Below are 22644 nucleotides of genomic sequence, written 5' to 3'. Positions count from 1 at the left end.
ATTACAAGGAAGTACCGAGAATGATATCACAAGTGAGCGTAAACTTTAAAAGTAAGCTGCTGAGGCTCTTTTGGAATATGAGTCTCTCCGTCTAAAAAATGCACGTCAAATTGTGCAATCTGGACAATCTTTCAGTCGCTCTTTTGGACGATAATAGTAGAGTAGGCGGTTAAAAAGGAATATTAAATTAAACTACCCAATAATGATGGGGTAGTAATACTGAATGAGCTACTATTTTATCAGTTCCAAGAACGATACTTTTCGGAACCTTTACTAAGCTCCCTCAGTACGATTTAATTTTCTCTCGAATACTCGTAACTTTAACTTGATACTTTAGGCAAAATAGAAAAGTAAATCATAAAAGGAGATCTATATATGAACCGTGTTGAAAAGAGCAAGGAAAAATACAAACAACTATTTGGGAATGGAGTACCTGCCGCATACGCTACCGACTCTGATTTTCAAGACATCCTGAGCCGATTTGTTTTTGGGGAAGTTTTTTATCAAGGTAATCTGGATGACAAACATCGTGAGCTTATCACTCTGGTTGTGCTTGCGACCAATCAAACATTACCTCAATTAAAGGCTCATGTTCTAGCTGCGCTGAATGTTGGGCTGACTCCGGTTGAAATCAAGGAGGCGGTTTACCAATGTGCTCCATACATTGGATTTCCGAAAACGCTAAACGCCATAAATGAAGTCAATGAGGTTTTCAAATCCAACAATATTACATTACCACTTGAAAGCCAAAAACAAGTTGAAGAAGACAATCGTTTTGATAAAGGTCTTGCAACTCAAGTAGAGATATTTGGAGATATCATTGCAAAGATGCGGGAAGGTGCCCCAGCAAACCAAAAGCATATTCAGGATTATCTTTCTTCTTTTTGCTTTGGAGATTTCTACACCCGTTGCGGGCTTGATTTGAAAACACGGGAGTTGTTGACACTCTGTATCGTTAGTGCGTTGGGTGGTGCAGAAGGTCAAGTAAAAGCACATGTGCAGGGGAACAAAAATGTTGGCAATGACAAGGAAATCTTAATTACCGCCATCACCCACTGCATTCCCTATATGGGCTTTCCGAGAACACTAAACGCATTAAATTGTATTAACGAAATTATTCCTGAAAACTAAGAAAGGGTGTTAGGAGGTATCCAACTGTATCGTTATCAATCAATAATTGTCTTTTACTCCCGTGCGGACAATGTCGTCAACTTAAGAACTAAGTTAAAAATATTCAAGTTAAAGGAAGGATTAAAATGATTAGACATATTTTTATTGCACCAATTAAAAAAGGCATAACAGAAGAAAAACTGAATAAAGAAATAAATTTGTTGAAAGCGATGAAGGATAATATTCCTGAAATCATTGATCTGACAATAGGAAAAAATACAGGCTGGGTTGGTGGCGAAAACGCAGTAACGATGGTTGTAGATCTGAAGGATAAAGAGGCGTTTGAAGCCTATATGGTGCATCCGTATCATGTATTCATAAACAGCATAAATGGAACAGAGGATGATTGCTTTGTCACCAGCGGATTATATTCCGCGCAAATAGAATATGAGAATTGAAGTTTTATGAACATATTAGTACGAGCATATGGGAAATCAGGACGCACAATTATTTTAGAGGCTGAAAAACGTGGTCATGAGGTATTAGCAGTAGCACACAGAAAACATGATGAAAAGATTATAAAAACATATTAATCAAAGACATCATGGATTTAACCAAAGAAGATATTGCAGGCTATGATGCCATTATTGACGGAGTAATTGCTTGGGTACCAGAAACTTTCTACGTGCATACTGACGGTGTTTCTCATATTGCGAATTTGCTTGATAGTAGCAACACACGCTACATCAAAATTGGTGGAACAGGTACATTGTTTATAAATAAAGAGCATACAAAATATTTCAAAGACTGGGAAAACTTTATGGAAGAACTTAAACCATTAGCAGAAGTCTTGGTTCAAAGTTTGGAACGCTTGCGCTCATATTCAAACATTGCTTGGACTTATGCGACACCAGCATTTAATTATGACGTTGAAAGAGAAGCGACAGGTAAATATCATTTTGATGGCGTAGAATTTAGTATTGAGGATATTCCAACAAGCCATATAGCTATGCTGATTTTGCCAGTGCGTTAATTGATATTTTGGAAAATGGTTCTTATGTTCGTCAGAGAATGACAATTGTTGGTGATGAACTGTAAAAATAGAAAAGTAGTTCAGCGAGTATTCGTGCTTGCTGAATTCAGATAATAGGGAGCAAAGAAGATGAACAAAGAATTTCTTGATAAAGTTGTTTTAGTCACAGGTGCAGGCTCTGGCATTGGAAAAGAAATTGCGGCTCAATTTGCCGAACAAGGAGCAAAGGTTGTTATTATTGGAAGAAATGAATCAACCTTGAAAGAATCTGCCGCACAAAACGAGAATATTCACTATCGTGTAACAGACTTAAGCGTTTCTAGTCAGTTAACTCAGTTAGTGGAACAAGTAAAAAATGATTTTGGTAAACTAGACGTACTTGTCAATAATGCTGGTTGGGCACCAATTACACCACTTGGAAAAATTCAAATGTCAGAATACGAAGCAGCTTTTGACACAAATGTTCGAGGAGTTTTAGATTTAACGCAACAAGCACTTCCTCTTTTAAAAGAAAGTAAAGGAAATATTATTAATATCTCCTCAACCGTAGCTAGACAACCTTTAGCTAATATGTCTGTTTATTCAGCTAGTAAGGCAGCTCTTAAAGCGATGACAAAATCTTGGTCGAAAGAATTGGCACAAGTTGGTATTCGCGTAAATGCGGTAACAGTTGGTCCAATTGAAACACCTATTTATGATAAAACAGATTTGACACCTGAAGAAGCGAAAGCACATCACGATAATGTTGAAAAGATGATTCCATTAGGTTATTTTGGACAACCAGAAGATGTTGCTTATCCTGTCTTGTTCTTGGCTTCAGATAAATCTCGCTTCATTACTGGTGCGGATTTGGCAGTGGATGGTGGAATGCTTGCTTAAACGATGAAGTATATTGGTAGTTTAATCGTTTAGTAAATAATCAAAGTAGACAAGACTAGAAAAACTTGTCTACTTTGATTCTTTTTATGGATTTGTAGGACGAACTGGTTCTAAATTAAAATGTTACAACCAAAAAATTTAAAACTATTGACTTCGTGTTGCTCGAAGGTTGTATGCTTGTAATTATTCAAGGCTGAAATTAAATCCCTATGATAAATCATGTAAAGTTAGAGGGCTTTATTTCGAAGTCTTCGAATGACTTTGGTTTTTCAAATAATGAAGAAAGGCGTGATACGCAATGAAATTAGTCAAATTACAAAATGATAAAATCCCTACGATTGCTCTTGGTACATGGTCATGGGGCACTGGTGCAATCGGTGGGGATGAGATTTTTGGAAATTATTTTACAGAAACGGATTTAAAGCCAGTATTTGATGCCGCGATGGATGCTGGATTCAATTTATGGGATACAGCTGCTGTATATGGGATGAACGCTTCAGAGAACATTTTGGCATGTTTTATCAAAGGCAGGGAGGATGTGCTAATCTCCACTAAATTCACTCCACAATTGGCAGGAGACAATGACAACGCTGTTGAGGAACTTCTGGAAGAAAGCCTAAACCGGCTCGGCGTGGATTACGTGGATATTTATTGGATACACAACCCGGCAGATGTGGAAAGATGGACACCAAAACTTATCCCTTTAATGAAAAGTGGAAAAGTGAAACATGTAGGGGTCTCCAATCATAATCTGGACGAAATTAAATTGGCAGCCAGTATCTTGGCGGAAGAAGGACTGAAAATCTCAGCTGTCCAAAACCATTACAGCTTACTTTACCGTTCATCGGAAGAAGCAGGAATTATTGATTACTGCAATGAAAATAATATGGTGTTCTTTTCATATATGGTACTGGAACAAGGTGCATTAACTGACAAATACAATTCGAAAAATCCTATGCCGAGTGGCACCAGAAGAGGCGAGGCATTTAATACAGATGTGCTTACTAAGATCGAAAGTTTAGTCCAAGTAATGAGAGAAATCGGCATTAGACACAATGCATCAACTGCACAAATTGCAACAGCTTGGTCCATTGCAAAAGGAACGGTACCGATTATTGGTGTTACGAAAACGTCGCATATTGAGGATGCAATAAAAGCTGCCGAGGTCAATTTGACAGCACGGGACATCCTCGAACTTGAAGAAGCGGCAAAAGAAACTGGCGTTGAGGTTAGAGGCGATTGGGAAAAACCTATGATTTAACATCTCAATGAATCAGTCTACTTTCGCAGCTATTGCGAGTTACATGACAGAGAAATTACAAATGAACTATTGATGCAACGTTATCATATTGATTCGGCAAGCGCATATCGTTGTGCTAATCTTGTATCTACTGATGAATTTGCTCAAAAAAAGGGAGCAATTATAATTACAGGTGGAGGTTTTGCAAAAACTTTTCAACCGATTTTGGCTTTAATTCCACTATGTATAGATAAAGCAGCATTAAATGCAATGAATATAGTATTACATCATAAAACTTGAACCACGAGGTATATTTGTTGGCAGTGTTCTTGTAAGTGGTGTAATTGAGCCAAATACGCATTATGAACCAGCGTTAATAGTTGAAGTTTATTGGAAGATGTCACAGAACGGAAAGAATATGAAGTAGTTTATTAAAGATACACCGAAGGAGACTTATTGCAGAGATTCTTTGAAAGAAACGCTGCATGCTTATAAAAATAGAAAATGGAGGACACCACAATGGAATTTACAACACTCAGTAACGGAGTGAAGATGCCAATGGTCGGCTTCGGTGTGTATCAGGTTCCAGACGCTGCACAGTGTGAACGGGTTGTTCTGGATGCGTTCCATGCAGGTTACAGATTGGTAGACACCGCCGAAGCATAGATGAACGAGGAGGCTGTTGGTATTGCACTAAAAAAAAGCGGACTGAAACGGGAAGATGTTTTCATCACATCAAAAATCTGGATTTCAAACTTTGGCTATGAGAAGACAAAGAAAGCCTATGAAGCAGCACTTAAGAGATTGGATATGGAGTATATGGATTTGATTCTTCTGCACCAGTCTTTGTCGGATTATTACAGTGCATGGAGAGCCTTGGAAGAGCTATATAAAGAGGGAAAGGTTCGGTCAATTGGTGTTTCCAATTTCTATCCGGAACGTCTGACGGACCTTTGCATGAATGCTGAGATTAAACCGATGATCAATCAGATTGAATGCCATCCGTTTTTTCAGAGGGAGACAGACCTTGAGTGTGCAAAGCATTTTGGCGTAAAGCTTGAGGCGTGGGCACCGTTTGCGGAAGCAGGAAGAGGAATTTTTACAAATGATGTACTGACGAAGATTGCGGCAAACCACGAAAAGACAGTCGCACAGGTTATCCTTCGTTGGAATGTGCAGCGTGGTGTTGTCGTGATTCCGAAGTCTGTTCATAGGAACCGCATCGAGGAAAACATCAACATCTTCGACTTTGAACTTTCTGATGATGAAATGAAGCAGATTGCTACTCTTGATACTGGACATACGGAGATTATCGACCACTATGACTGGAAGATTGCCAAGATGTTAAATGAAGTAAAGGGCAGAGAATTAGGAGGTAACTCAAAATGGAAATGATTACATTGAACGATGGAAACAAGATTCCACTAGTCGGCTTTGGCGTATTTATGATACCGAATGATGGACCAACTTATGATGCAGTACATACTGCATTGAAAGCAGGATACCGACATATAGACACTGCTGCGGCATATTTTAATGAGGAAGATGTAGGTAAGGCTATCCGTGACAGCGGTATTCCGAGAGAGGAGATTTTTATTACCAGCAAGCTCTGGCTCCAGGATTACGGATATGAGCAGGCGAAGAAAGGAATTGCCAGATCTCTCCGTAAGCTGAACATGGATTACATCGATTTATATCTGATTCATCAGCCTTATGGAGATGTGCCCGGGGCTTGGAAAGCAATGGAAGAGGCAAAAGCTGAAGGAAAGTTGAAATCTATTGGTGTCAGCAACATGACTCCGAAGATTTGGAACGAGTTTGTACCGCAGTTTGCCACGAAGCCTGCTGTCAATCAACTGGAATTCAATCCGTTCTTCCAGCAGAAGGCAATCCGTGAGATCATGGCAAAAGATGATGTGGCGCTGGAGGCATGGTATCCGCTAGGACATGGAGATGCAAATCTGCTTTCCAATCCGGTGATCACAAAGCTAGCAGAAAAATACGGAAAAAATGTTGGACAGATTATTTTAAGATTTGAAGTTCAGGAGGGTGTTATCACTCTGCCAAAGTCTGCAAATCCAGAGAGAATCAATACTAATCTTGATGTCTTCGACTTTGAATTGACCGATGCGGAAATGGATGAAATGCGTGGTCTTGATACCGGAAAAGGTGCTCATAATCCGGATGCACCGGGACTCCGTGAAGCCTTAATGTCTGCATTTAAGATCGAAGATTAAGGATATACGGAATGCAGGAATGAAGTGAAATAATTGATCATTTTACTTCCGATATGGCTAGGATGTTAAACGAATGGAAAATTCATGAATAATTAATAATGAAACAATTGTATTGGTTGATATTTAATGCTTTTATTCATCAAAAAACCGATTTTCCAATTAGGAAATTCGGTTTTTCCATTTTGAAGACATTACCAATAAGGAGGAATAACAATAATGAGAAAGGATTTCCGAGGCGAATCAACCAATAACAATTTTATCAAAGAAACTAACGGCACTGCTGTTGTTGTCGGTGCGTCGCTTTCTGGACTAATGACTGGGATTGCTCTTTCACGAGCTGGATTAAATGTCACCATTTTAGAGAGAGCTGGAGCGAAACCACGTAGTGGAGCTGTTCTTCAAGTTGACAGTGGAGAAATTGATCGAACTAAAACAGCGAAACTTTTAAGAAAACTTGCTTCTGGTGGAATTAGGTCTGCTGAGGCTTGGTCATCTATACATTTTCGACTACGCACAGAAGCAGAAGCCGATCCTAGAATTGACTTACATTATGATACTCGTGTTCAAACTATTAACCAGGACAGCGACTCTGCGTGTGCGGTGACTGATAAGGGTGAGACATTCCATGGAGATATTTTGATTGGTGCAGATGGTCACCGTAGTATTGTGCGTCGCTTAGTTGCACCTCATAAACCAAATGCAACTTTTGCTGGATACTTGATATGGGTCGCTATTGTAGATGAGAAAAACACACCTGAAAAAAGCCGACCTAGCCTCAACGCCCCGAAATTAAGTATGCCCGATGGTATCGGTGACTTTTTACTCGGTTCTATTATTGCTGGAGAAGACGGGTCTACCGCTTTAGGAGATCGACGACTAGGATGGGCTTGGTACGATAACACTCAAAATGATTTGTTACGTCGTCTTGGATGTGTGGAAGGAAACATTGTTCGGCATTCCCTTAATGCTCCTGACATCCCGGAACAGACATTGATTGAGCTGGCTGAAAAAGCTTCTATTAGATGGGAACAACCATGGTTAGACGCGATTCTTCATAGTATTGAAACATGTAATCTTGTTGGAACTCCGATTGCCGAATATGTTCCTGACAATCTTGTAAAAGGACGTATAGCAATCGTTGGAGATGCTGCACATCTACCTACACCACTAACTGCATCGGGGTTTAATGCGTCCTTACAAGATGCTGCTACCTTAGCCGAATGTGTTTCAAGGGGAATAAAAGGATCTGCAGCATCCGAAGCTCTTTTGGAATATGAGAATCTTCGTCTAAAAAATGCACGTCAAATTGTGCATCTGGACAATCCTTTAGTCGCTCTTTTGGGCGGTAAAAGAGCGTATTCTTAAAAGATGCCACTATATAGAGTAAATTGTGAAGTCTTGTACTAAACCACCATTGGAGAACGAGTTAAAATCCCATCCTCTGTGGTGCAGCTCTGCTGCATGGATGACTATATGGGCAAGAGTTGAACAAGGAGTTTTCTAGGCAGCTCTCTTCTTTGTGCAACTGCTTAGTTGAAGAAGGAAGAATAATTAGAGTAATGTTGATTAAAAATTAAAGGAAAAAAGTAGTATAATAATGGGTAAAAGTTTTGTTGCTAAACCGAAAGTCTTATGATATTATAAGGTAAGCGTATACAGAACGGGTTGTAACTGTTAAATCAGGCAAAACCGATTACCTTAGAAAAAAGGTAGGGGTTTTGCCTTTTTCTATTATCGGAGGTGATAAAGTGAAAATCGAGAAAATATTAAATAATAATGCAGTTATTTCAACAAAAGATAAACAAGAAGTTATCATCATTGGACGCGGAATTGCTTTTAATAAGCGTGTTGGAGATGATATTAATGAACAACAAATAGATAAAATTTTCACTTTGGAAAACGAAGATATAATGAAAAAGTTCAAGACCTTAATTGCTGATATGCCAATTGAGTACATGGAAATATCCGAAAAAATCATTGCATATGCAAAAATGAAATTGGGGAAAAAGCTAAACGATAGCATTTATATTCATTTAACTGATCATATTCACTTTGCAATTGAGCGGATTAAAAGTAATTTGCCTATAAAAAACGGATTACTTTGGGAAACGAAGCAATTATACAAAGATGAATATGAGATTGGTTTAGAAGCATTAAATATGATTTGTGAACAATTTGGTGTCATTTTACCAGAGGATGAAGCAGGCTTTTTAGCCCTTCATTTTGTCAATGCTGAGCTGGGTGAAGAAATGCCAGTTGTGCAAAGCATGACCAAAGTTATGCAAGAAATTTTAACCATCGTAAGATATCATTTCAAGATTGAGTTTAATGAAAATTCTTTACCCTTTTATCGTTTTATTACTCATTTGAAATTTTTTGCACAGCGGTTAGTCAAGGGAAATCATTATAACAATACATCTGATGATGACTTATATAATGTAATAAAATTAAAATACCCAGAGGCATATAAGTGCTCACAGAAAATAAAGAAGTTTATTGAGAACAGTTACACCTATCAATTAACCGATGAAGAATTGATTTATTTAACGATTCATATTGAAAGAGTAGTAAAAAACAATAACAGATGATCATAGGGTTGTAACCTGATGGGCAAAACCTAAATCAAACAGTCAAAATTGATTGTTTGGTTTAGGTTTTTTTTATTACCTTGTGCGGTTAATCAACTTCAATATTACAAATGATTTTATATTAAAGGAGTGTAGAAAATGAGCCACAAAAGCTTAGCAAAAGAAATTCTTGAGCTAGTTGGAGGGGAACAAAATGTAGTAGGTCTTACTCATTGTGCTACTAGATTAAGATTCAGTTTAAAAAACCGCAAAAATGCAAATAAAGCTGAAATTCAAAAACTTGACGGTGTATTAACTGTGGTTGAGAGTGGAGGACAACTTCAAGTTGTTATTGGAAATGAAGTTCCTTATGTTTTTAAGGAAATAAATCAAATAGGTAAATTTTCGGTAGATACTAATTCGGCAAATGATGAAAAAATATCAATTACTTCAAAAATATTTGATATTATTTCAGGAAGTTTTACTCCATTATTAGGTGCAATGGCAGGATCAGGTATGCTTAAAGGATTATTGGCAATTCTCACGACATACCATATTTTATCAGCAGATAGTGGAACTTATCATATATTATCTGCAGCAGGAAATGCATTATTTTACTTTTTGCCAATTTTACTTGCTGTTACCCTTTCAATCAAATTGGGTGCTAATCCATATGTAGGAGCTGTAATTGGAGGAGCGTTATTAGAGCCTAATTTTACAGGGTTATTGACGGCAAAGTCAGTAACATTTTTAGGCATACCGGTAATCCCAATGAATTATTCATCTACTGTTTTTCCGATTTTTATAGCTATAATTATATATTCGATTCTTGAGAAATTTTTAAAGAAAATTGTTCACAAAGATATACAAATGTTTTTAGTTCCAATGTTATCACTAATGATTATGGTACCTTTAACAATAATGGCATTTGGTCCATTTGGAGTTTATGTTGGTAATGGAATAGGTGGACTTATTAGTTTCTTAAGTGGAAAAAGTGGTATGCTAACTGGAGCTGTAATGGGAGGTGCTTGGGCTTTCATAGTTATGCTTGGTATCCATAATGGGTTAACACCTATTGTTGTAGCCAACCTTGCGAACGGTGGAGATCCACTCTTAGCTATGGTGGCATCATCTATTTTTGCCGAAATAGGTATAGCAATTGGTATCATGATAAGATCAAAAGATGCAAAGGTTAAGACAGTTGCAGGATCTACAGTATTTCCAGCAATAGTAGGTGGAGTAACAGAGCCGATTATTTACGGATTTATAGTCCGTTATAAACGTACTATACCATATTTGATTATTAGTGGAGCAATTGGAGGAGCGATTATTGGATTCTTTGGTTTAAAACAAACAGCATTAGTATTGCCTTCATTGTTTGCTATTCCAGTAATTTCACAAAAGGTACCTTATATAATTGCTATAGTTATTTCAATGATTTTAGCACTACTGCTTACAATAATTTTTGGATTTGAAAATAAAAAGGAAGTTGAAGATAAAAAGGAAGTTAAAGATAACAAGGTAAAAGCAGGAGAGACAATTATAAAAAAAGAAGAGATTGTCAGCCCATTAACTGGGGTAATTAAACCGTTAGCTGATGTGGATGATCCAGTGTTTTCATCAGCAGCTATGGGAAAAGGGATTGCCATTGAACCAACTGTTGGAAAAGCTGTATCGCCTGTGAACGGTATTGTCACAATTGTTTTCCCGACAGGACATGCAATTGGAATTACGTCAGACGAAGGAGCAGAAGTATTAATTCATATCGGAATCAATACTGTTCAACTAGAAGGTAAATATTTCGCACCAGTTGTTAAACAAGGAGATCGGGTAAGCCAAGGTGATTTATTAGTTAATTTTGATATTGAAAAAATTAAAGAAGCTGGGTATCCGGTGACTACACCAGTTATTATTACAAATACAGACCGTTATATCGACATTATTGACATGAAAAAAGAAGAGGTTCAGGCAGAAGAAAGTTTATTAACATTAGTAGTTTAATGATCTTGTTATAGGAAATCTGGGGAGAGACTTAAGTCCTCTTCCCCATTAGCAGCAGTACTAGTATGGATTTATGAAAAAGTAGGATTTTTAGCATTGCTTTGATCGTATCATCGATCGTAACTTTTTTTATGACTTTGGTTTTATACAAAGATAAAGCAGAAAAATAATTAATAGAGGAGAATATATAATGCCATTTATGAAAGATTTTCTATGGGGTGGCGCTATTTCAGCGAGCCAAGTAGAAGGAGCCTACTTGGAAGATGGAAAGGGTCTCTCAACTGCCGATATGATAACAGGCGGAAGTGTAAACAAAGAGCGAATGTTTTTTACTGAGATAGAAGAAGGAGCCTATTATCCAACACATGAAGCGGTTGATTTTTATCATCGTTATAAAGAAGATATTGCACTTTTTGGCGAAATGGGCTTTAAAACGCTACGTCTATCCATTGCATGGTCGCGTATTTTTCCAAATGGTGACGATGCTGAACCGAATGAAAAAGGACTACAGTTTTATGATGATGTATTTAACGAATGCTTGAAATATGGTATCCAACCGTTGGTGACCCTTTGCCATTACGAAATTCCATGGGAAATTGTCAAAAAGTATAATGGATTTGCTAGTCGGAAAACCATCGACTTATTTGTTAACTACGCTAAAGTTTGTTTTGAGCGATTTGGCGATCGAGTGAAATATTGGTTAACATTTAATGAAATCAATGGTGCGCCACTAGAAGGTACAGGGTTAAATCATCTTGGAATGGTGGACGATTCTGTTTGGAATTTGAAGAAGCCTATTTCTATTAGTGAATTGCCTGTTCTACCGAATCGTTACGAAGGTGTTCACAATCAATTTGTCGCTTCTGCTTTAGCTGTTAAAGCAGCACACGAGCTAGATATGGGGTTACAAGTTGGATGTATGTTGTGTAATGTTCCATGGTATCCATTAACGCCAAATCCTAAAGATGTACTTGCGACACAAACGAAAGATCAAATGTTTAATTATTACTGCGGTGATGTGATGGTTCGTGGTGAGTATCCAACCTTTGTATTGGACTTCTTTAAGAAAAATAATATTGATGATTCATTTATTACAGCAGCAGATAAGCAAATCCTTAAAGAAGGAACCGTTGATTTGTATACATTCTCATATTATATGTCGAATTGTATTACCACTGATCCTACTGTTGAAATTGTCGGTGGAAATATCGTGGGTGGAGCGAAAAATCCTTACCTAGAAATTTCAGAGTGGGGCTGGCAAATTGACCCTGAGGGAATAAAATATGTGCTTAAAAACTTGCATGATCGTTATCCACATACGCCGTTGATGATTGTTGAGAATGGATTTGGTGGGATCGATAAAATGGAAGAAGATGGCTCCATTCACGATCCTTACCGCATCGACTACTTGAGACAACATATAACTGCAGTGAAAGAAGCAGTGGAAGATGGGATACCAGTTATTGGATATACGGCATGGGGTCCAATCGATTTAGTAAGTATGGGTACAGGCGAAATGTATAAACGTTATGGTTTTATTTATGTTAATCGCCATGACGATGGAACGGGTGACTACTCCCGCCATAAAAAGGATAGCTTCGATTGGTACAAAAAAGTGATTGAAACGAATGGGGAAGATTTATCCTAGAAACATATTTAAACATTATGTTAATTAGTGTGGAAAAACTCCCTTCATTCATTCTGGAAGGGAGTTTTTAGTCAGTGAGAGATTGTGAAGAATTAGAATTTGAACTATATGTAGTACCTAATGAAAAAACTGATACACACAAAAGATTAAGTAATAAAGAAGGGGTATAAATTTATGCAGACACAGAATAATTTGCTTATATTTATTATGACCGTTGGGGTTTTCGGTATCCTAACTACTGAAATGGGGGTAACTGGGATATTGCCTTCAATTGCTGAACACTTTGATATCAGTGTATCCAAAGCAGGACTGCTAGTGAGTCTCTTTGCACTTGCTGTTGCAATATCTGGTCCGACTATGCCGTTATTGTTTTCTTGAATAAATCGTAAGGCGGTGATGCTACTCGTACTTGGCATATTTGTTGTAGGTAACATTGTTTCAATATTTGCGTCAAACTTTACCGTTTTGCTTATCTCTCGTGTGATTCCAGCTTTTTTTCATCCCATTTATTGTTCTTTGGCTTTAACGGTAGCTGCTTCATCCGTTAGCAAGGAAGAGGTACCAAAGGCTGTTTCTAAAGTTATTTTGTGTGTAACCGCAGGGATGGTACTTGGTGTACCAATCACTAAGTATATTGCTACACAATCTTCGATAGAAATGTCTATGTTATTCTTTGCCATCGTAAATGCTATTGCCTTCATAGCTACATTGATATTTGTTCCATCCTTAGCTGTTAAAGAAAGACTGTCTTATGGAGCTCAAATAAGCGTATTGAAAAAGCCAATTATTTGGTTAGCAATTGCTACAGTGGTATTTATAGGTTCGGCAACTTCGAGTATTAATAGCTTCATTGCAGAATATCTTGAAGCCGTTACGAATATATCGGGAAAACATTAACTTTGGCGTTATTTATATTGGGTATAGCCAGTCTAGTTGGAAATTTAGCAGGAGGAAAGTTACTAACTAAAAATGCACGTAAAACTGCCACAATCTTTCCCATCTTATTAGGGCTGGTTCATTTTTCGTCATTCCTTACGGGGAAGTCTATTGGACCTATGATGGTAACAAATTTGTTGTGGGGGATATTATTTGCTATAGCAAATAATATTATCAATATTGGATTACCTCAGCAGCTCCGGGAGCTCCTGATTTCGCGAATGGATTATTCTTATCGTGTGGTAATTTAGGGATAACCATTGGTACAGCAGTAGGTGGATTATTCATATCAGGAATGGGCACGCAATTTATCGTAATAGGGGGATTAATATTTTTGTTATTGAGTTTGGTATCGATTTTACTAAGAAACTATATATATAGCCTTTCAACAAAACAAATTGCTAACTAAGAAGTAAATGTAAGTTTGTGAACACTTGTACTTAAAATATAGGGGCGTTAGTTGAACAAGGATTATGAAGAGGAAAAAGCCCCACTCTGGTTGAGAAGGGCTGAATACATAATTACATCTGAATGTGTCCTCTTTTGTCCTCCGGTTTGTCCTCCGATGTTTTATATTGCATTTAAAACCTTTAAGTTGAATTTTTTATAAATATTGGTTTAGAGCCTTTTTTTATACACTATTACTTTCTATTATATATGAAAATGAATGGGCGGCATGATGTAATCTCCCACCAGAAATCCCGAAATAACAACGTTTAGAGGCTTCTACCCAAAGTTTGGGAGAAGCCTCTTTTACTTGAGTCTATTGGAAAGAGGGCCTTATAAGCCCTTTAGATATTCATCATAAATAAAGTCGATATTTTCCTCCTTAATTAAGGCCTTCCGAGCACCTCAATGTTTGTTGCTTTCCGCATGAATCAAATTTTTGATCAGTTTGATCAATGTTATCTTGTTCTTAATTAAAAATCAAATCCCGCACCATTTTAAGGGATGATACGGGATGCTTTAAGGGTTTCAACACCCATATTTTAGTAATCAGCATTATTAAGGATAAATCGAATGTTCCATTGGCCCTTTTGATTCAATATCCCATGAGTTTTAAATGTCATATGAGGATTTTCAGGTCTGTATTGATGTAGTTGTGCTTCTATCGTTCCTTTATATAAGTTGTTACCTACTTTTTTAAACGTATCGGAATTTTCACGAACTAACGTGTGTTCAATCCAAATATGAGGACTTGCCATAAGGCTTTTGGCATACGGATCTACTTGAATATTCGAATTGGAATGTATTGTATAATTCAGCCTAATGGTATGACCATGGTTTACAATGGAATAGCCATTGAGTGTTAGCTTGATTCCGTTATCTTCAGCTGAGCCTAAGCCTTGATTTAGGGATTCGGCACTGGTCAAAGCAGGGGAGGCAAAGCCAATGAGCAAGCAAAGGAAGAAGGCGATAGCCCTGAATCGCAAGGTATATTTCGTTAGGTTCCTCATTTTACCACCATCCTTATTTTTCGTTTATAGGTTGCTCCACTTTGAAACAATCTGAGTCCGAAAGAAGTGATCGGACTCGAACTGCTTCAAGAAAACACATCATTTCTTTTTGGACAGCCATTCTGCTAGTGCTTCAGCTTCTGCACCTTTAGCGAGGCCCGCCGGCATGCGGTCGCCGCCGTTTAAGATTTGGTTCAATATTTGTTCATTGGTCATCGATTTACCGATGTGTTGAAGATTTGGAGCAGTTGCGCCCTGAAGATTATCTCCGTGACAAGAAATACAACTTTTTTTGTAAACCTTTTCCGGGTCGATAACAACGTCGGCTTGTCCTTGTAATTTAGCATTTTTATTAGGGGCAGCGATCTTTTCCTTACCACCGAGTCCATAAACCACTACCCTCGTTCCACCAGTAATCACCCCAATATATTGTTTGCCGTCAACCATATAAATGGAAGGGGCCATTTTAATTTGTTTTCCTCCACTTTTCATGCCCCATAATACTTTTCCTTTTTTAATATCGAGAGCATTCACCGTTCCGTCCAATTCCCCGTAGAAAGCAAGGCCGGAAGCAGTACTTGTTAATCCTCCATACATCGGGTCGTCAGTTTTGATTTGATAAACCTTTTTACCTGTATTCACGTCAATAGCTGTAATGTTACCAGTAGGATCAATATCTTCTGGTAAAGGAAGTATCTTCGTACCAGGGAAGGTATTGTTATCTTTTGCAATCTCTTTTCGATCTTTTGCTGCTAACATTAAATTCGGGTTATTAATACCTGGAATCAGCACATAGTTGGTATCGGGATCATACGTCTCTGGGGCATAGCTTTCTCCACCTGGCGTACCTGGCCATTGAAGTTTCACTTTACTCTGATCGCTTGGTGGTGTTGAATGTTGAATTTTGACAAATGGTACACCATCATAAATGGTTTTTCCGGTTTTGGCATCCCATGCATACCATTTCCCATTCTTTCCGCCTTCCACCACAATCTTCTGTTTTTTTTCGCTGACCTTGGTATAGAGAACCATCGGTGTCGCGGCAGCGTCATAATCCCATACATCGTGATCAACCTCGGAGGAGGCCCACTTAAATTTCCCCGTTTTACTGTCCAAAGCAACGATGGAATCCGTATATGGATTTTTCCCTTTTCGATCTGCATCGTAAAAGTCAGGGGCTGGATTCCCTACTGCAAAATACATTATATCAGTATCTGGGTCGAACGACATTGGTGTCCATACGGAGCCTCCGCCCGTGTATTTCCCCTTCGCCCAGCCTGTTCCTCTTTCAGGAACGGTCCAAAATGGTTCTTTCCAGAGCGGTTCGAGACTATCAGCCTTAAATGCCCAAACGAAGCCTCGAGTGCCATTATCACCGCCGCTGCTTCCAACGTAAATGTTGCCGTCATAATACATGGGAGCCGAAGATTCATAGTATCGGTTTTCTAATTTAATGGAGGGAACATGATCCCAGAAGTTGACCATTTTTTCCAGTTTTCCGGTTTTCGCATCAAGTTTGGCCAGCCGATTGTCAATCATCAAGACATATACCTTTCCATTGGCCACCGCGACACCTCTGCTTGCCACGTTGGACTGCCATGGCAAACTTTCAAGATGGTCAAGTACTTCCTTAGGAGGTGTCCATGCCCAAATTTTCTTTCCGCTTGCGGCATCGATTGCAAACACATGGTTTTTTGCACTCGTCACATACATGACCCCGTTTTGAACGACAGGGAAATCCTCTTGTAAATTAGGAATATCCTGATTCCATTCCAGGATATCCTGCTGCCAGACAATCCCTAATTTTTTTACATTATCTTTTGTAATCTCTTTATAGGGCACATGTCGGGTATGTTGGAGGTCATAACCCCAATTTGGGAATCCTGTCTCCTTTACCTGATTTGCCTGGTTGGATTTCTTGGTTTCTTCCTTGTTATTTGCATTGTTCTGCTTATTATTCGTTTGACAGCCAACAAGGACCATACAGGCCAAAAAAAACGAACCTGTTGCCTTTAAGTAACGCCTCACGAAAATTCCTCCTCACATTATGAAATCTTAATATGTATTGAATCACTGATCATGAAATGTACCAGTTTGTTCCCTCCTTTAGAGGATCTAATTTTGATAAGAACAATGATATGGTGCCCTACAAAATCCCTAAATTATACAAATGGTGAAAAATCTACTTCTTTATTTTGTTGGAATGGGGTTTTCTGCTCCAGTCCATACGCCGCTATACGGGCTTTGCGCCTTTTGTTTTGTCGAGCGGATTTCGACATTCTTTTCTCCATTTCCCGGGGGAAAATCCTTTTGTTAAAAGGGTTTTTCCCGCAACTAATCAAACGTTTGGTTAGTAAGGAATGATCAGGAAACGTGTCGAAGCATGTGAGTTTCCCTAAGGAAATCCAAATATCGACTTGTTTTTTATTTTTTATATAGGAAAAATAGAACTGCGTCGACAAAGATTTTTTTATGAAAAGGCTGAAACTCTTTACTTATATGGAGTCGTGGTTAACTAATCAAACGTTTGGTTAGTTTTTTGGAGTAGTGTAAATTCAACAATCTCTTTAACAGATTTGGGAGTAAAAGGTTGAGAGGGAGGGCTATTCAGCCTATTTAATTAAACGTTTGATTAGTTTGTAGTTGGTCGAAGGGTGTAAATTTTAAGGGAAATAAGGTGAATGGAAGGCTTAGCTGCCCAAGTTATCGACAAGTATTTTATACAATTACAGAGAAAAACGTTGATTACCAGAGCAGATACCAGTTTTAATCAAACGTTTGGTTAGTTCCATATTTTGAGGGAACTGGTGCCTTATTGGATTCTTTAGCAATCCGACAGATAAACATTGAAAAGGTTAGTAAGACTACGTATTCTTTATTCTTAATTAAAAATGGCTTATTTGAGATAGACATTGATGAGAATGGAATTATTAAAATTGTTCAAATGAATCCAACCCGTTTTTTTATAATTTATATTTACGATGAATGCGTATAATGAGATTATGGAAGGGTGTACATAAATTTAAATAAATAAGAAGTGAAAGAATTGTTATCATTCTATTCATGTAATTTCTGTATAAGCAATTAATCTATTAAAGGTGAAATGATTATGATAGCTATGAAGTCTTGGACAATATGGATGAAAATTGGAGTGATTTTATTCGGAGTATTCTTACTATCGTGGTTGGGTCCTGACGAAATTGGGCTTACTGATTTGCTTATTTCATTAAGAAAAGATGAAGAAACAGGAAATACGTTAATGCTTGCCGTTTTTTTGTTAGTGTCTTTAAATACAGTTTTAGCTTTGTTTCATTATATTGGTGCACTGCTGTTGGGAGACGAAATCGGTGATCGTTTAAACCGTCCATGGTTAAAAATTATCATTCCTCTTATTGTTATTCCTCTCGACTATATCGTGATAAATGTTTTTTATTCTTTAACATACTCATTTAGCTCATATGCGTTGTTATTGTTGTTAGCAATCTTATTAATGCAAGCCTTTGGAAAGGATAGGCTAAAGCCAATTATTAAAACAATTATTTGTTCTCAATTAATCTTTGGGATTGAATGGCTGAATGAGATTCCTTCTTTATCTAAATATGGATTTGGCCAAGGATCGATTTCAAAGGAAATAAAAGATATAGCAGTTCAAATTGGCTTTGAGCAATCTTTAACATTGTACAGTTCGACTTTGTGTTTAATTTTTGTTATTAATGCTGTTATTTTAGCTGTGTATTTTTCATTAGCTGAACAAAAGTGGAGGATAAAACAAGAGCTTCATTATGCGCAGTTAGAAGCAATGCAGTCAAGATCAGGACGAGAAGCACTATATCTAGTCCATGATTTAAAAACACCTCTCACAGCAATTGAGGGGCTAAATTCTCTAATTAGTTTGAAAGTGGACGATTCTAAAATTAAAGAATATTGTCAAAAGATTTCATCATCGATTCATTCCGTTAGCGACATGATTTCTGAGATTTTATATGATGATAAAAAACATTGGTGCCGTATAAAAGATTTAGTTGGATACGTCAAAGCAAGCAGACTGAGCGGGACAAATCTTGATCTGAAAGTAGACTTTCAAACAGATCCAGAAATTAAAATTTTAATTAATAAAATCCGAATGACAAGGGCATTAGTGAATTTAATTGACAATGCTTACGATGCAGTGAATGGAATAGAGGATGGCAAGATTTTGCTTAAGATAAAAACCTATGAAAATGAACTTTGGTTGGGCGTATCAGATAATGGGAAAGGGATTACACCTAAAGAGCAGGAGAATATATGGAAAGCTGGGTTTAGTACAAAATCGCATCCAGGGATGGGGTTAGCTTTCGTACGACAAGTTGCTAAAGGACATGGTGCTTCTTTAGAAATTGACAGCAAGCTTAGACACGGGACAATAATTTGGATTAAACTAGCTGAGAGGAGTGTGTCAAGATGAACATTTTAGTCATTGATGACGACTCATCAATTCAATATATGCTAAGGGAAATTTGTGAATTTGCCGGCTGGAATGTAGATACGGCTAACAACGGAAAAGAAGGGTTAAATGTGTTTGCAGAAAAAGGAGCAGATGTTGTTTTAGTTGATTATCATATGCCGGAAATGGACGGAATAAAAACAGTAGGTGAGCTTCGTAACCGTAATGCTGATGTTCCGATTCTTGTATTAACAGTCGATGAACGGCAGGAAATTGCTGATCGCTTTCTTAAAGCAGGCGCAACAGATTTTGCATTAAAGCCTGTAAAAGCGCCTGATATGATTTCAAGAATTCAACTGCATGCACGCCTTGCAAAATTAACTCAATCAGCTTCGCAGCAAATATCCATTGAAGAAAAGGATGTATTTGTAACAAAGGGAATTAGTAAGAGAACACTTTGTCACATTAGTGATTTTTTACATTCTAATCGTGAACCTTTTTCTGTTGATACAATTTCTAAAGAAGTTGGTTTAGCTTATCCGACCGTGTATCGCTATATTATGCATTTACTTGATGAAGGAAAAGTAGAAATTATTGTGAGTTATCAAAAAATAGGAAGACCGAAAAATTTATATCAATGGATTGTTGACTAAAAAGCTGCCTTAATACTAGGCAGTTTTTTATTATAATGGGGGTCTGTGTAGCAGTCGAACTAAATCACGTAATAAGCATTAGCGGACATTGATTTTAAGTGTTATTACAAATAATAGTGGACATGAAAGGGGTTTCTTCATCGAAGTGATGTCCTTAGTACTTAGAGGACATTACTGATTAAAACTCCTTATTATTTAACTTATAAGTTTGTTCTAAATTCTTTAAAAGACAGACTTTTAGAGTAAAAAGATGCATTTTTTACTGTTTTCTTGTCCGCTAATACTAGTTTCGTAATATGTCTCCGTTTCTAAACAGACCCCTAATGCAGCAAGACTTTTTTTCTTTTTTTTCTGTATTTTTATATTTTCTGATAATATAAAATTTTTTTACAACACTAAAAATAATTTATAATCTAACTCTTTCATTGAATGTCATTTTTAGCATTAAGAATTATTCATTTTGAGAGATTGATTACACAAAGGGGTGACACTGTTAGTGCTAAACGTATTTTAGAAGTGAATGGACGAAGAAAGAAATTTTTTACCGATGATGGAGAAATTCCATCTGTTGATTCGGTTTGGTTCAAAATACACGTGAAAATATAGTGTAAACACCGAACATTATAAATGGTTTTTATTGTTAAAGTTCACCATAAAGAACTTTAACTATATTTAGGGGGACTTTATTATGCAAGCAATTTTAAAAAATGATGTTCAGCAGCCAAACCAGACCAGGAAAAAGCATCCTCCAGGACTGTATATGCTGTTCGCGACTGAGGCATGGGAGCGCTTCAGCTATTACGGAATGAGAGCAATTCTTGTTCTTTACTTAACAGCAACTGTTGTAAACGGCGGGCTTGGAGTCGACAAAGCTACGGCTATGGGCATTTACGGATTCTTTACTGGTGCCGTTTATATTACGCCAATGATTGGAGGATACTTATCTGACCGTTTCATAGGCAGAAGATTGGCGATCACGATTGGTGGTATTTTAATGGCGCTTGGGAACTTTTCACTATTCTCAAGTCAGAGTATGCCAGCGCTTTACATTGGTCTTGGTTTATTGATTATCGGTAATGGTTTCTTCAAGCCAAACATCTCGACAATTGTTGGGGATCTTTATGAAGACAACGATCCGCGTCGTGATGGAGCTTTTACCATCTTCTATATGGGTATTAACGTTGGGGCTTTCTTCGCACCATTAGCAGTTGGACTTATGAGCTATAAATATGGGTTCTTGACAGCAGCAATTGGTATGATTGTCGGTCAGTTAGTTTTCAACTTATTAGGCAATCGCTATTTAGGTGATATCGGTAAAGAACCTACTGGTAAACCGGAAGTTACAACTGGTCAAAAATCAGCTGTATCGTTAACGAAAAGAGAACAAAAACGTACAGCTGCAATCGTTATTTTGGCAGTCTTCGTTATTGCGTTCTGGGCCGCTTTCGAGCAGGCAGGAAGTTCATTGACATTGTATGCCAATGACCAAATTGATCGGAATGTATTTGGTTTTGAGGTTCCAACTGCCTGGTTCCAATCATTGAACCCATTATTCATAGTGATTTTAGCGCCAATTATGTCTGCTTTATGGTACAAGCTTGGCAGCTCAAAACGCGGTGACTTAAAAACTCCAACGAAGATGGCTCTTGGTTTAGTTACTGTTGGTTTAGGTTTCTTAGTACTGCTTCCTGCTGTTATGTATACAGGAAACGATACAGCGCTGAAAGCAAACATCCTGTTCATAATTGTAACGTATTTCCTTCATACATTAGCCGAATTAATGATTTCACCAGTTGGTTTATCAATGGTAAGTAAAATTGCTCCAATTAAGCTTGCCTCTCTTCTAATGGGAGTATGGCTGGCAAGTTCCGCGGTAGCTAATATGGTTGCCGGCCAATTAGCTGCATATACGCAGTCTTTAGGTTACCTGGAAATCTTCAGTGTAATTGGTTTTGTAACAATTGTTTTAGGTATTGTATTATTGCTTCTTTCAAAGCCAGTAGCAAAGTTGATGGAGTAATGTGAAAAGGAGCTGACCCAAAAGGCACATTATGTGCCTTTTGGGTCGAGCTTTTTTATTTAGTGTAAAAAAATAAAAGAATCGGTCCCAACTGGTGTATGAGGAGTCTCAACAACGACCCAAACCAGAAAGGAACGATTCTCTTATGAAACATAATCATCCAGTCTCTATGATAGAAAATGTGAGAATTAGTCATAATTACGCTATTATCATCATTTATTGGAGCGTGACAAGTATTACAGTATCTACCCAAAGTGAATATGAATTTGTTTCTATTGATGAATTGGTTCCTGACAATCACCTTCTTCGTTTAATCGATAAATATATTGATCTTTCATTCCTTCTTGAAAAGGTACGTCCTTATTATAGTGATGATAACGGACGCCCTTCCGATCCCACTATTCTATTTAAAATGATGTTATTGGATATATTTATGGCAT

17 protein-coding genes and 2 pseudogenes are annotated in these 22644 nt (G+C 37.5%); 17 read left to right on the top strand and 2 right to left on the bottom strand.

Going from position 1 to position 22644, the window contains the following annotated elements; all coding sequences use genetic code 11:
• Positions 1 to 375: 375 nt before the first annotated feature.
• The 13 genes and pseudogenes from J7E63_RS00985 to J7E63_RS00925 all read left to right on the top strand — a co-directional run bounded on the left by J7E63_RS00985 (position 376) and on the right by J7E63_RS00925 (position 14060).
• Positions 376 to 1131 (top strand): carboxymuconolactone decarboxylase family protein, encoded by a 756-nt coding sequence (locus J7E63_RS00985; protein ID WP_215009911.1) that lies wholly within the window; start codon positions 376 to 378, stop codon positions 1129 to 1131.
• 125 nt (positions 1132 to 1256) lie between these two features.
• Positions 1257 to 1568, top strand: a complete 312-nt coding sequence (locus tag J7E63_RS00980) for a Dabb family protein (RefSeq protein ID WP_215009910.1) — start codon at positions 1257 to 1259, stop codon at positions 1566 to 1568.
• A gap of 146 nt (positions 1569 to 1714) precedes the next feature.
• Positions 1715 to 2143 (top strand): Rossmann-fold NAD(P)-binding domain-containing protein, encoded by a 429-nt coding sequence (locus J7E63_RS00975; RefSeq protein WP_215009909.1) that lies wholly within the window; start codon positions 1715 to 1717, stop codon positions 2141 to 2143.
• Positions 2144 to 2272: 129 nt separating this feature from the next.
• Positions 2273 to 3022 (top strand): SDR family NAD(P)-dependent oxidoreductase, encoded by a 750-nt coding sequence (locus tag J7E63_RS00970; RefSeq protein WP_215009908.1) that lies wholly within the window; start codon positions 2273 to 2275, stop codon positions 3020 to 3022.
• 298 nt (positions 3023 to 3320) lie between these two features.
• Positions 3321 to 4283, top strand: a complete 963-nt coding sequence (locus J7E63_RS00965) for an aldo/keto reductase (RefSeq protein ID WP_215009907.1) — start codon at positions 3321 to 3323, stop codon at positions 4281 to 4283.
• A gap of 72 nt (positions 4284 to 4355) precedes the next feature.
• Positions 4356 to 4562 carry a hypothetical protein gene (locus tag J7E63_RS00960; protein WP_215009906.1) on the top strand — a complete coding sequence of 69 codons (207 nt, stop codon included), beginning with the start codon at positions 4356 to 4358 and terminating at the stop codon, positions 4560 to 4562.
• A gap of 219 nt (positions 4563 to 4781) precedes the next feature.
• Positions 4782 to 5657 (top strand): annotated as a pseudogene (locus J7E63_RS00955) (aldo/keto reductase).
• The gene (locus J7E63_RS00950; protein ID WP_215009905.1) at positions 5648 to 6499 is read left to right on the top strand and encodes an aldo/keto reductase; all 852 of its coding nucleotides are present in this window, start codon (positions 5648 to 5650) and stop codon (positions 6497 to 6499) included. The pseudogene J7E63_RS00955 and the gene J7E63_RS00950 overlap by 10 nt, the downstream one beginning before the upstream one ends.
• A 216-nt stretch (positions 6500 to 6715) precedes the next feature.
• Positions 6716 to 7864 (top strand): FAD-dependent monooxygenase, encoded by a 1149-nt coding sequence (locus tag J7E63_RS00945; RefSeq protein ID WP_215009904.1) that lies wholly within the window; start codon positions 6716 to 6718, stop codon positions 7862 to 7864.
• 383 nt (positions 7865 to 8247) lie between these two features.
• On the top strand, positions 8248 to 9087 hold the full coding sequence (licT, locus tag J7E63_RS00940; RefSeq protein WP_215009903.1) for a BglG family transcription antiterminator LicT: 840 nt from the start codon (positions 8248 to 8250) through the stop codon (positions 9085 to 9087).
• 138 nt (positions 9088 to 9225) lie between these two features.
• Positions 9226 to 11067 carry a beta-glucoside-specific PTS transporter subunit IIABC gene (locus J7E63_RS00935; RefSeq protein WP_215009902.1) on the top strand — a complete coding sequence of 614 codons (1842 nt, stop codon included), beginning with the start codon at positions 9226 to 9228 and terminating at the stop codon, positions 11065 to 11067.
• Positions 11068 to 11257: 190 nt separating this feature from the next.
• The gene (locus J7E63_RS00930) at positions 11258 to 12715 is read left to right on the top strand and encodes a glycoside hydrolase family 1 protein (RefSeq protein WP_215009901.1); all 1458 of its coding nucleotides are present in this window, start codon (positions 11258 to 11260) and stop codon (positions 12713 to 12715) included.
• 174 nt (positions 12716 to 12889) lie between these two features.
• Positions 12890 to 14060 (top strand): annotated as a pseudogene (locus J7E63_RS00925) (MFS transporter).
• Between the two features lie 580 nt (positions 14061 to 14640).
• Here the strand turns inward: J7E63_RS00925 and J7E63_RS00920 are convergent.
• Together J7E63_RS00920 and J7E63_RS00915 are read right to left on the bottom strand one after the other, a co-directional pair.
• A complete protein-coding gene (locus tag J7E63_RS00920; protein ID WP_215009900.1) occupies positions 14641 to 15108 on the bottom strand; it encodes a DUF4179 domain-containing protein in 468 nt (155 codons plus the stop codon).
• Positions 15109 to 15207: 99 nt separating this feature from the next.
• Positions 15208 to 17136 carry an outer membrane protein assembly factor BamB family protein gene (locus J7E63_RS00915; RefSeq protein WP_215009899.1) on the bottom strand — a complete coding sequence of 643 codons (1929 nt, stop codon included), beginning with the start codon at positions 17134 to 17136 and terminating at the stop codon, positions 15208 to 15210.
• Between the two features lie 1081 nt (positions 17137 to 18217).
• Here J7E63_RS00915 and J7E63_RS00910 point away from each other — a divergent pair.
• The 4 genes from J7E63_RS00910 to J7E63_RS00895 all read left to right on the top strand — a co-directional run.
• Positions 18218 to 19552 carry a sensor histidine kinase gene (locus tag J7E63_RS00910; RefSeq protein WP_251033298.1) on the top strand — a complete coding sequence of 445 codons (1335 nt, stop codon included), beginning with the start codon at positions 18218 to 18220 and terminating at the stop codon, positions 19550 to 19552.
• Positions 19549 to 20184 carry a response regulator gene (locus tag J7E63_RS00905; protein WP_215009898.1) on the top strand — a complete coding sequence of 212 codons (636 nt, stop codon included), beginning with the start codon at positions 19549 to 19551 and terminating at the stop codon, positions 20182 to 20184. The genes J7E63_RS00910 and J7E63_RS00905 overlap by 4 nt, the downstream gene beginning before the upstream one ends.
• A gap of 688 nt (positions 20185 to 20872) precedes the next feature.
• Positions 20873 to 22204 carry a peptide MFS transporter gene (locus tag J7E63_RS00900; protein ID WP_215009897.1) on the top strand — a complete coding sequence of 444 codons (1332 nt, stop codon included), beginning with the start codon at positions 20873 to 20875 and terminating at the stop codon, positions 22202 to 22204.
• A gap of 226 nt (positions 22205 to 22430) precedes the next feature.
• The coding region (locus J7E63_RS00895) for a transposase (protein WP_483861479.1) at positions 22431 to 22644 on the top strand (214 nt) is incomplete at its 3' end.

The organism is Bacillus sp. ISL-75, from assembly GCF_018613095.1.
Note: the sequence above shows the minus strand (reverse complement) of the source record. Positions and strands in the feature narration are given on the sequence as shown.

Bases quoted from the DNA above. Each gene is read 5' to 3' on its own strand.
- J7E63_RS00910 (WP_251033298.1), top strand. From the start codon at position 18,218: ATGATAGCTATGAAGTCTTGGACAATATGGATGAAAATTGGAGTGATT.
- J7E63_RS00920 (WP_215009900.1), bottom strand. From the start codon at position 15,108: ATGAGGAACCTAACGAAATATACCTTGCGATTCAGGGCTATCGCCTTC.
- J7E63_RS00930 (WP_215009901.1), top strand. From the start codon at position 11,258: ATGCCATTTATGAAAGATTTTCTATGGGGTGGCGCTATTTCAGCGAGC.
- J7E63_RS00900 (WP_215009897.1), top strand. From the start codon at position 20,873: ATGCAAGCAATTTTAAAAAATGATGTTCAGCAGCCAAACCAGACCAGG.
- J7E63_RS00950 (WP_215009905.1), top strand. From the start codon at position 5,648: ATGGAAATGATTACATTGAACGATGGAAACAAGATTCCACTAGTCGGC.
- J7E63_RS00945 (WP_215009904.1), top strand. From the start codon at position 6,716: ATGAGAAAGGATTTCCGAGGCGAATCAACCAATAACAATTTTATCAAA.
- J7E63_RS00905 (WP_215009898.1), top strand. From the start codon at position 19,549: ATGAACATTTTAGTCATTGATGACGACTCATCAATTCAATATATGCTA.
- J7E63_RS00975 (WP_215009909.1), top strand. From the start codon at position 1,715: ATGGATTTAACCAAAGAAGATATTGCAGGCTATGATGCCATTATTGAC.
- J7E63_RS00935 (WP_215009902.1), top strand. From the start codon at position 9,226: ATGAGCCACAAAAGCTTAGCAAAAGAAATTCTTGAGCTAGTTGGAGGG.
- J7E63_RS00970 (WP_215009908.1), top strand. From the start codon at position 2,273: ATGAACAAAGAATTTCTTGATAAAGTTGTTTTAGTCACAGGTGCAGGC.
- J7E63_RS00965 (WP_215009907.1), top strand. From the start codon at position 3,321: ATGAAATTAGTCAAATTACAAAATGATAAAATCCCTACGATTGCTCTT.
- J7E63_RS00980 (WP_215009910.1), top strand. From the start codon at position 1,257: ATGATTAGACATATTTTTATTGCACCAATTAAAAAAGGCATAACAGAA.
- J7E63_RS00960 (WP_215009906.1), top strand. From the start codon at position 4,356: ATGCAACGTTATCATATTGATTCGGCAAGCGCATATCGTTGTGCTAAT.
- J7E63_RS00985 (WP_215009911.1), top strand. From the start codon at position 376: ATGAACCGTGTTGAAAAGAGCAAGGAAAAATACAAACAACTATTTGGG.